The organism is Methylobacterium sp. 285MFTsu5.1 (assembly GCF_000383455.1).
Taxonomy (GTDB): domain Bacteria; phylum Pseudomonadota; class Alphaproteobacteria; order Rhizobiales; family Beijerinckiaceae; genus Methylobacterium.
Map to the genome: position 1 here is coordinate 1 of NZ_KB911332.1, position 7005 is coordinate 7005.

A 7005-nucleotide genomic window follows, 5' to 3' on the forward strand; every position below is an offset into this window, starting at 1 on the left:
GGCACACTTCGCCACACGAAGTGCGGAAGAACCAGTATTCAACGCCCGCTGACACACCTTCGCAATCAAGCCGCACCTGGGGCTCGCCAAAATCGAGCGGGCGTTCCAGGCAGAAGTGCCGTTTGCGTTGGGGGGCAGTCGACAGCATCTACGAAGCTATTGCGCTCGAATTTTTTTTCGACCGCACCGCGATTGCAATTAAGGCCCTCAATGCAAAGTCGGCTATCACAGGATCGCTAAGCGGCTTTCCAATTTCAGCCAAAAATTTGAGGAATGCCTCAATTTCCCCAGTATGTTCCGCATGATGATAATGTTTTGCGATTCCGCCTTTGATGTCATAGACAGGATGCAGCATCTCTACGCCGGTTCTTGTCAACTTCTGACTATCCAGCAGCTCGGGAAGTCCGAATTTAAAGGTATCATGTGAATAGGCATTTGGAATCATTTCATTAATATCTTTGATGACAAACTCCCCGGCAACTCTAAGGGCAGTAGGAACAGACAACTCGCAGAATACTAGGTGCCGTTCTCTGTCCGGATTTGCGTTCTCTAATTCGCGATTCTTATCGAGTTGATCGATTGCACGAGATGAAAGCCCAACGAGCGGAAAAAAGATCGCAACGCATAAGTTGAACGTTTTAAAGCAGTTGTCGCTCCAGCGTGCATATTCTTTTGTTGAATTGATATCTCGATACCAGCTCGCAAACAAATCAACTTTGCAGTTATTGTCCGAAAGGTAGATAACAATTTTGTCAATAAGCAAAGACGATTTAGATACGAAATGAACGTCATCTTCAACCATTATGTAATAATCGTAATCTGGAAGTCTATTTTTAATAAATTTGAAAAGGGCATCGCTGTACAATATCATCTCTTCTTCGTTATTCACATATTCAATTTCATTACAAACAGTTTCCACCGTGTGACTGATTTTTTTTACTCCAGGAAAATGCAATTCTCCGGCTGTCTCGTTGGCGAGCACAAAAAAATCAAAAAACTGCGACCCACTTAAACAATCAATGCTACTTATGGTCTTTTCATTAAATTTGTTGGTCCGAAGAAAAACTGCAACTTTCACATAAGCCATGGGAACACCCTCGAAACGAACGCCAATTTTATTGGTCGGCCAACACTAACTAGTAGCTATACCGAGTTTTAAGCCGGGCAACTAGTTATATAGAATTGATCAGATTTCCCACGGCATTTAAACCTGAGAGAAAGCTCTGGTTGCTCCACAAGTAGGACCATTCACCAAAACGGCCCGCCGAGGCGATGCCCTGAGCATTGACCCAGGCCAGCACCCTGTCGCGCCGCTCTTCCATGCCAAGATCGTAGACGACGTTGCCCCATGGCAATCGCTTGTGGTGTTTCACTACTACGTCGTTGCGGTCGGCAAGCCCCATGCGGACCATGGCGGCGATCGAGTTTTCGATCATTTCGACAGCCGAGGCGGTCTGCGGCCGCCGCGGCGACGAATAGATCTCGAACTGCATCGATGAGCAGCCTCCCGGGGCGTTGTCAGGCGACTTCCAAGACGGGGAATAGATCCGCGCCGCCATGACGTCTCGGTCGTAGATGTATAGCCACAGACTTGGCATCTTGTGCGGGCGCGAGAGTCCGATCGAGATGAGGTCGACGCTTGTCGCGAACAGTGTCGAGGCATCGGCTTGCACCGAGTCCGGCACGCCGGCGGTGATCTTGATCAACTCGGGAAGAGGAATCGTGCTTACGAGGTGACGGTAGGGCCAGGCCTGGCCTTCAGCCGAATGCACGACGCGGGAACCGGGGTCCACGCGCTCGACTCGCGTTCCGGTCCGGACATCCGCCGCTGCGAGCAGAGGATCGAGGAAGGCCCTGTACCCTCCTCTCTCGGGATAGCGCATCTGCTTGACATAGTAGGTATTAGGCGCATCCTCCGACATCGCGCCGCGCAGAATCTCAGATAAGTCGGCCCGCCTCATGCGCTGGCCGATCCAGTCGGTCCCCATCTCGGAGGCGTCGATAGTCCAGTACTTGTCCGTGTAGACAAGGGGCCAGCGCTCGGCGATCGGCACCCCGTACTGCGCGAGCAGCCAGGCGCGGTAATCGGGAATCACGGCGACATCTGGCTGGTCGACGAGGCCTTGTATGAGCGCGACCCGCTGCTCGACAGGGAGCGGATGCATGTTGTTCTGGACCGGATGGCGCAACCAGTAATCGCCGTCACGGCAGAACGACACCGCCTCGTGCTGCAGGTATGGGGTCTGCTCGAAGACGTCCAGCACCTCCCGCTCGGTGGCGAAGGAGAGATGCACCGCATTGTCGAAGCGGAAGCCGTCGATCGTGAAGTTGTCTAGGAGGCCACCGGCGCGCGGCGCGGCTTCCAGCACGACCGACGACAGCCCGCGTGCGCGCGCCGCGTGGGACGCGGCGAGGCCTGCAATGCCGCCCCCCAGGATCAGGACGTCAATCATGCTTCAGGCTCCAGGGGCGGCACGAGGGGCAAGGAGGCGACGTAGGCGCGCAGGGAGGCGCGCCAGTCCGGCATGTGGTCGAGGCCGAGCTCAGCCAGGCGGGCATTGGCTGCGGTCTCGTTGGGCGATACCCGCGCCTTGCGCTGGAACTCCACCGGAACCACCGGAATGTTAAGTCCGGCCGCCGTGAAAATTTCCACGACGTAGTCGAGACGAGAGGCCGCATCCCCGTTGTTCACACAGTTGAACAGGCCGGCTCGACCGTTCTCGATCACGGAGAAGGTCTGCTCCACCACGTCTTCGACGTAGCTGGGGCAGCCGAACTGCGCCGGATTAGATTTGATCTCCCTGGCGCCACGCGCTTCCAGGAGCCTGTTCCAGATGAAGTTCTTCTTCAGGCCGGGCCGGCCGCCGAAGAGCCAGCCCAGGCGCAGGATCAGCGCATTGGGATGTGCGGCAAAGACGCGTTCCTCGCCTTCGACCTTGCTGCGGTGGTGAGCTGTGGTCGGCCGAACCGCGTCGGTCTCGACGTAGGGACCAGATTTCCAGTCGCCGTAGCAGCCTGTGCTGGAAAAATGCACGAACTGCGCGCCAACCGCGCGTGCGCCCCGCGCCAGAGCCTCCGGCAATAGGGCATTCACCGCGCGGGCGCGCACATCATCGGCCTCGGCACCCTCCACATCTGTGTCGGCGGCGCAATTGATGAGGATGTCGGGGCGCAGCGCCCCGACGGCCTCGATGATCGCTGCCTCGTCAATTCGCTTCGTCAGCTCACGCGGTAGAATCGTCGATGAGGTGGGCGGGATCTTCCCTGCGACGGCTTCCCCAAGCAATCCCGAGGCGCCGACGAGCAGGATTCGCTCATCCTTGATCGGCGAAGGCGAACGGAAAGGCCCCGAGCTCGCGTGCCTCTGCTTCGGAGGGATCATGTTGAATGCTCGCTAGATTGAGCAAGAGATTGCTGCCGAGATCGACTCCATGGAAGCCCAGCCACAATCCCGGCGGAACGGTGAGCCGCGCGTAAGGCGCCGTCCCCTCGGCGGAGAGGTCGATCGTCTCGGCGGCCACGCCGTCATGCACGACAAACCGAATTGAACCACGCAAGACCACGAGATTCATCGTCATCTCGCGGTGGCGCTTCCAGCCCTTCGTCACACCATGAAAAACCTCCGTGACGTAAGCCTCACCGAACCCGACGAAGCCCGCATCGGATGCCTTTAGGGCATGGCGCACCTCGCCCTTCTCTCCTGGGATGCGCGTGAGGGGGGTGACGAGAACGCCAAGGGTCACGAGTACCGGCTCCAAGCATGGCCTTGCTTGGTGGCGAGCTGCTCATAGCGCTCGATCTGTGCCAGCGTCGACGCCCGCGCATCCTGTCCCTCGCGCAGTACCTCGCGGTACCAGTTCCCGGTGAAGTCGACGCATTCAGCGTAGGACAAGGTCGGCTGCCACTTAAGCTGCAGCAGGGCCTTATCGCAGTTGAGCTTGAGCAGACTGGCTTCATGGAACGGCGTCTGACCGATGATCTTGTAGGCCGCGTCCGGGCTGTCGAAGCCCCAGATCGCTGCGAGATCACCGAGCAGCTCTACGACAGTGCGGCTCTGCTCGGCGCGGGGCCCGAAATTGAACGCTTCGCCGTGTATCGTCGCATCGCGGGCAAGCGCTGCGCCGAGATCTAGGTAGCCGCTCAGCGGCTCCAGCACATGTTGCCAGGGGCGCGTCGCCGCCGGGCTGCGGATCGGCACGCTGCCATGGGCGAGCCACGCCTTGATGCAATCCACGACAATGCGGTCAGCCGCCCAGTCGCCGCCGCCTATCACATTGCCGGCGCGTCCGATTCCGAGCCGGACCGGATGATCACGGAAGAAGGAGTGGAGATAGCAGCGGATCGCCAGCTCGGCCGCGCCCTTCGACCCGCTATATACGTCCTTGCCACCGAGTGCGTCGGTCTCGCGGTAGCCCCATACCCACTCGACGTTGTCGTAGCACTTGTCACTGGTGATGAGCACGGCGACGCAGGGCCAGTCGACCGAGCGGAGGGCCTCCAGGACGAGCGTCGTGCCCATCACGTTTGTCGACATCGTCTCGATTGGGTCCGAGTAGCTCTTGGACACAATCGGCTGCGCCGCGAGGTGGAAGACGTAGTCCGGCTTCGCTCGATGTAGCAGGCCCTTGAACGAGTCGAAGTCCCGAATGTCGCCGATGGTGTGATCAATCAGGCCGTCGACCTTTGCGAGGTCGAACAGAGACGGGTCGGTCGGAATGTCCTTCGAGTATCCATAAACATTTGCGCCGAGCTGGGTCAGCCACAGACTAAGCCAAGCACCCTTGAAGCCCGTATGCCCAGTCACCACGACACGCGCGCCAGCGTAACGGTTGTCGAAGGATCTCATGATACTCACCACGTCTTCCATTGCGGGCGCCCAGAATTCCACATTTCCTCGAGCACAATCTTGTCACGTAGGCTGTCCATCGGCAGCCAGAACCCGTTGTGGCGGTAGATGGAAAGCTGGTTTTGCTCCGTCAGCTGCTCGAGGGGCTCACGCTCGAACGTGGTATGGTCGCCCTCGATGTAGTCAATGACCTTGCGCGAGAGCACGAAGAAGCCGGCGTTGATCCAGCCCATGCCTTCCTTCGGCTTCTCCTGGAATGCCGCCACCCGATCGCCGTTCAAGCCGAGCTGCCCGAAGCGCCCGGGCGGCTGAGCTCCAGTCAGGGTCGCCAGCGTTCCTTGCTTCTTGTGGTGGGCGACCAGGGCCGCCAGATCGATGTCGCCGACGCCATCGCCGTAGGTCATCAAGAATGTATCGTCATCGCCGAGGTATTCGGCAATCCGCTTAACTCGACCGCCGGTGAGCGTACCCTCCCCGGTGTCAATAACCCGCACGCTCCATGGTTCGACCGTGCTACCTTCGAACTTGACGGTGCCGGACCGCATATCCACCAAAACATTCGAGTTATGCAAATGGTAATTGGCGAAGAATTCCTTGATCATATAACTTTTATACCCCGCGCATATTATGAAGTCATTGAAGCCCTGAGAGCTAAAAATTTTCATGATGTGCCATAAAATCGGGCGGCCACCGATCTCGACAAGCGGTTTGGGGCGGATCGACGTTTCTTCAGCGAGTCTCGTGCCTAAACCCCCTGCGAGTAGAACCACTTTCATTGAATTCTCCGATTTACCGGGCCGATTTCCGACTTATTATATCGTATTATTATGGCAAGACCTGATCCTAGCGCCGCTATCTATGTGTGAAAGTGGCAAATCTAAGCTACAACGTTAAACTGCCAAACACTACGCGCGCACTGTTTCTGCTTATCATGCGCGTGGTTGCGGTGCAATGCGGTTAAGAATTGCGAAAAACAATTATGTAAAAATTCTAAGAAAGTATTTGCAGGAAAGTAATATCAATTATTGGCATTGAATTTACTTGATAAACTGTTTGCTCAAGCAATAAATGCGCCGATAATCGACGGTCCTGAATCGACGCTTGAATGATGCATTCTACGATGGCGGTCATTAAGTCCCTTGGAGCAAGTAACTGGCCGTTTTCGATACATCGTTGTCGTAATCACTCAGTGTTATTGGCCGATTTGGGGATTAAGCTAGTGTAGAGCTGGTGTGTAATGCTAGGTGCGCTTCGCGCCAAAGCGCATAGATACTTTGCCACTTGCTCTAAATAGCCGGCCGACAGCTAGCACTGGGCCTGCTGATACACGGCAAACCAGGGCGACAGGTCGTGGGGCATCAGCCGTCACGGGGAGTTCTTCGCACCACGTAGCGCAGCCTGTTGAACACTGATCCTCCCCTGAGTTCGCGGTTCTTCCGCACTTTGCGTGGATCAGGCAGCGAGGAGCACACGGCAGCGGAGGAGTGCGAAGCTGGCGCGGCCGTACATTGTACGCTTGAGCATCTTCAGCCGACTGATCTGCCCTACGGCCGGCGCGTTGCTTTAAGACGTCGTCAGCGCCGCCCGAACCGCCGGCTCGTCCTGCGCCAAGCCAGTCCTGAAGGTCTCCAACGCTGCGACACCGCAAGTGCGCGTCTCTGAGAGCCATCTGTTGAGTTCGCCGACCGCATCCGCCGGTCGGTCGCCGTCCAGGCCGCAAGCGAGCACCAACATCGTGAACCACCGCGCCAAGTCGGCGATGCGTGTGACCTCGGCGTCCTGCCGGATGCGCGCGAGGTCAGCCGCGGCACCCGGCGGCAACGTCTTGATGGGTTGAACTAGGAGCCTGTCCGAGTAACGGGGTTTGAAGCCTGGTAGAGGGGGCAAGACGGGAGCCAATGAGGGCGGACCAGCGGCTTCAGCGGCCTGACTGTGCCAGCTTCAGCAGGTTGTGGGCGGTGCAGATCATCGCCCACTCGCCCCGGACCTGATCGAGCCCTCTCATCAGGAACTGTCGGAAGCCTCGGGCCTGCTTGATCTGTCCGAACACCGGCTCGACGACCTGCTTTCTAAGACGGTACCGACTGCGGCGCCCAGCCCGCTTCAGGCGGGCGGCCATCGCGCTCATCAACGGCATCTTGGTCAGCCTCCGGCGGCCG

At 57.9% G+C, this 7005-nt stretch carries 7 protein-coding genes and 2 pseudogenes; all 9 read right to left on the reverse strand.

All coding sequences use genetic code 11. From position 1 onward, the window contains the following. Nucleotides 1–148: 148 nt before the first annotated feature. Entirely contained in the window at nt 149–1087 is a 939-nt protein-coding gene (locus H288_RS35450; protein ID WP_158684281.1) for a hypothetical protein, read from the reverse strand. An 85-nt stretch (nt 1088–1172) separates the two neighbouring features. Continuing rightward, complete coding sequence (locus H288_RS0131500) at nt 1173–2453, reverse strand: NAD(P)-binding protein (protein ID WP_020096534.1); 1281 nt, start codon at nt 2451–2453, stop codon at nt 1173–1175. Then, nucleotides 2450–3382 carry an SDR family oxidoreductase gene (locus tag H288_RS0131505; RefSeq protein WP_081636611.1) on the reverse strand — a complete coding sequence of 311 codons (933 nt, stop codon included), beginning with the start codon at nt 3380–3382 and terminating at the stop codon, nt 2450–2452. The genes H288_RS0131500 and H288_RS0131505 overlap by 4 nt, the downstream gene beginning before the upstream one ends. Continuing rightward, nucleotides 3315–3743, reverse strand: coding sequence for a WxcM-like domain-containing protein (locus H288_RS0131510; protein ID WP_020096536.1), 429 nt, complete (start codon nt 3741–3743; stop codon nt 3315–3317). The genes H288_RS0131505 and H288_RS0131510 overlap by 68 nt, the downstream gene beginning before the upstream one ends. Then, nucleotides 3740–4846 carry a CDP-glucose 4,6-dehydratase gene (rfbG, locus tag H288_RS0131515; RefSeq protein WP_043713737.1) on the reverse strand — a complete coding sequence of 369 codons (1107 nt, stop codon included), beginning with the start codon at nt 4844–4846 and terminating at the stop codon, nt 3740–3742. Before rfbG ends, H288_RS0131510 begins: the two co-directional genes overlap by 4 nt. 5 nt (nt 4847–4851) lie before the next feature. Next, nucleotides 4852–5622, reverse strand: a complete 771-nt coding sequence (rfbF, locus tag H288_RS0131520) for a glucose-1-phosphate cytidylyltransferase (protein ID WP_026605483.1) — start codon at nt 5620–5622, stop codon at nt 4852–4854. Nucleotides 5623–6154: 532 nt separating this feature from the next. Further along, nucleotides 6155–6255: pseudogene (locus H288_RS36455) on the reverse strand (IS5/IS1182 family transposase); the annotation flags it as partial. A 43-nt stretch (nt 6256–6298) separates the two neighbouring features. Further along, nucleotides 6299–6691, reverse strand: a pseudogene (locus tag H288_RS33680) (transposase); the annotation flags it as partial. Nucleotides 6692–6764: 73 nt separating this feature from the next. Beyond that, nucleotides 6765–7005: transposase (locus H288_RS0131530; RefSeq protein WP_020096464.1), on the reverse strand; the 241-nt coding region annotated here is incomplete at its 5' end.